The organism is Escherichia sp. MOD1-EC6021 (genome assembly GCF_002965245.1).
GTDB lineage: Bacteria > Pseudomonadota > Gammaproteobacteria > Enterobacterales > Enterobacteriaceae > Escherichia > Escherichia coli_F.
Map to the genome: position 1 here is coordinate 1 of NZ_PTRU01000080.1, position 2,580 is coordinate 2,580.

A 2,580-nucleotide genomic window follows, 5' to 3' on the forward strand; every position below is an offset into this window, starting at 1 on the left:
TGCGTATTTTCATGAAAGGAGATCACTCAATAACTTCCATCGAGATCGGGTAATAACATTTGAACAGATCGCTGAATAACATCGATGGAGATCACTTTTGACTCATTTTGTTATTCAGTGATCTCCATCAATGTTATTGGAACTTCACAGGTGTGTTGATCTGTATCTTTTGCCATTCCGGTAAAGGATACCTATGCCAACAGTTCCAATTTCTATGAGAAAACTTAAAGAAATTCTTAGGCTTAAATACGGTGTTGGACTCAGCCATCGACAAATTGGTCGTAGTCTTGCAATCTCCCCTTCCGTTGTATCCAGATATGCTAATCGGGCGGCTCAACTTGGCATAAAGCAGTGGCCCTTACCTACAGGATGGGATGATACAAAACTAAAACATGCGTTCCTTCAGACCCAGGTTAAGATGAAGAAGCACTCTCTGCCTGACTGGGCTACAGTACACCGGGAACTGCGTAATAAATGCGTGACGCTGCAGCTACTCTGGGAAGAATACTGTGAGCGTAATCCAGGCGGTTTTTACAGCTATAACCATTACTGCCGGATGTACCGTGAATGGCTCAAAACCACTTCACCATCAATGCGTCAGGTACATAAAGCTGGCGAAAAACTTTTCGTTGATTACTGTGGACCTACCGTTGGCGTTACCGACCCTGAGACCGGAGAAATAAGAACTGCTCAGGTCATCGTAGCTGTTCTCGGGGCATCAAGTTACACATGGGCAGAGGCCACCTGGTCTCAGCAGCTTGAAGACTGGGTGATGAGTCATGTTCGCTGCTTCCAGTGGTTGGGTGGCGTTCCTGAACTTGTTGTTCCGGACAATCTGAAAAGCGCCACATCCAGGGCATGTAAGTATGATCCTGACGTTAACCCTACCTACCAGCAGATGCTTGAGCATTATAATGTCGCAGTTTTGCCTGCGCGGCCACGTAAACCGAAAGATAAAGCCAAAGCTGAAGTTGGCGTTCAGGTTGTTGAACGCTGGATCATGGCCCGAATCAGGCATGAGATCTTCTACAGCCTTGCATCGCTTAATCAGCGCATTCGGGAGTTGCTGGAAAGACTGAATAACAAAATAATGCAGAAGTTGGGTTATTCACGTGCAGAACTCTTCATCCAGCTTGATAAACCCGCACTGAAGCCTCTTCCTGAAGCCAGTTACAGTTACACCCTGGTGAAGAAAGTCAGAGTTCATGCCGATTACCACGTGGAAATCGACAAACATTACTACTCGGTTCCATGTTCGCTGTTAGGCCAGCAACTGGAAGCATGGATCTCCGGAGAACTGGTAAGACTCTTCAATCAGGGGCAGGAGGTTGCTGTGCACCCGCGCAAGCGTACTTATGGCTACAGTACCCGCAACGAGCACATGCCTGAAGCTCATCGACAGCATGCCACCTGGACGCCAGAGCGTCTTCTGGAATGGGCGGGGCACATAGGCAGTGAAACTCATAGTTATGTGCTTCATATACTGAACTCTCGTCCACATCCGGAACAAAGCTATCGCTTCTGCCTTGGACTCCTGAACCTTCATAAAAAATACAGTAAAGCCAGACTTAATGCAGCATGTGCAAGAGCTCTGAAAACAAAGGTATGGCGTCTGTCAGGTATTAAATCGATCCTGGAAAAAGGTCTGGATAAACAACCTGTTCAGGATCCAAAACCAGATCTGTTATCCACGATGGAACACGAAAACGTACGCGGCAGTGAGTATTACCACTGATACGGGATCCAATGATGAATCATCTTTACGAACAACTGACCGCACTTAAACTCACCGGCTTCCGTGATGCGCTTAAAAAGCAACTTGCTCAACCGGGCACATACCAGGAGCTGGGCTTCGAAGAACGCCTGTCATTACTGACAGCAGAAGAACTAACCTGCCGTGAAAACAGGAAGGCAGAGCGTCTGATCAAACATGCACGGTTCAGACTTAATGCTGAGTTATCAAAGCTGGATTATCGTAACAATAGAGGGCTGGACAGGGCCCTCATCCGTTCACTCAGTCAGGGAAACTGGTTAACCCTGAAACAAAATATTTTACTGACCGGGGCCACCGGCAGCGGTAAAACGTTCCTGGCATGTGCACTTGGTCATAATGCCTGCCGACAGGGATACAAGGTCTACTATTATCGCCTTAAAGCGCTGATGGAACAGTGCTATCAGGGGCATGCTGATGGAAGATACAGCAAACTTTTGACCAGGCTGAATAATAGCGATCTGCTGCTTCTGGATGACTGGGGGCTGGAACCTCTCTCATCAGAACAGCGTAGCGACCTGCTGGAAATAGTGGATCTGATGTACCAACGAGGCTCAATCATCGTAGTGAGCCAGTTGCCGGTGGAAAACTGGTACAAAATGATCGGAGACTCCACACATGCGGATGCCATCCTAGATCGACTGGTTCATGGCAGTATCAAGATCGAACTTAAAGGAGAATCAATGCGGAAAATACAATCTCCGTTGACCGAAGGAGATCAGTGAAGGTAATTTAAAAACGGTTCTGTGAAAGTGACACGAACCGATCTCCATCGATGTTACTCACCGATCTCCTTCACGGTAATACGC

Annotated in this window: 2 protein-coding genes; both read left to right on the forward strand. The window is 47.4% G+C overall.

The window, feature by feature from the left end:
- Positions 1 to 193: 193 nt before the first annotated feature.
- Entirely contained in the window at positions 194 to 1,735 is a 1,542-nt protein-coding gene (gene istA, locus BEB54_RS27860) for an IS21-like element ISEc12 family transposase (RefSeq protein ID WP_001298859.1), read from the forward strand.
- Positions 1,736 to 1,749: 14 nt separating this feature from the next.
- Positions 1,750 to 2,496 (forward strand): IS21-like element ISEc12 family helper ATPase IstB, encoded by a 747-nt coding sequence (gene istB / locus BEB54_RS27865; RefSeq protein WP_001016257.1) that lies wholly within the window; start codon positions 1,750 to 1,752, stop codon positions 2,494 to 2,496.
- Positions 2,497 to 2,580 lie beyond the last annotated feature (84 nt).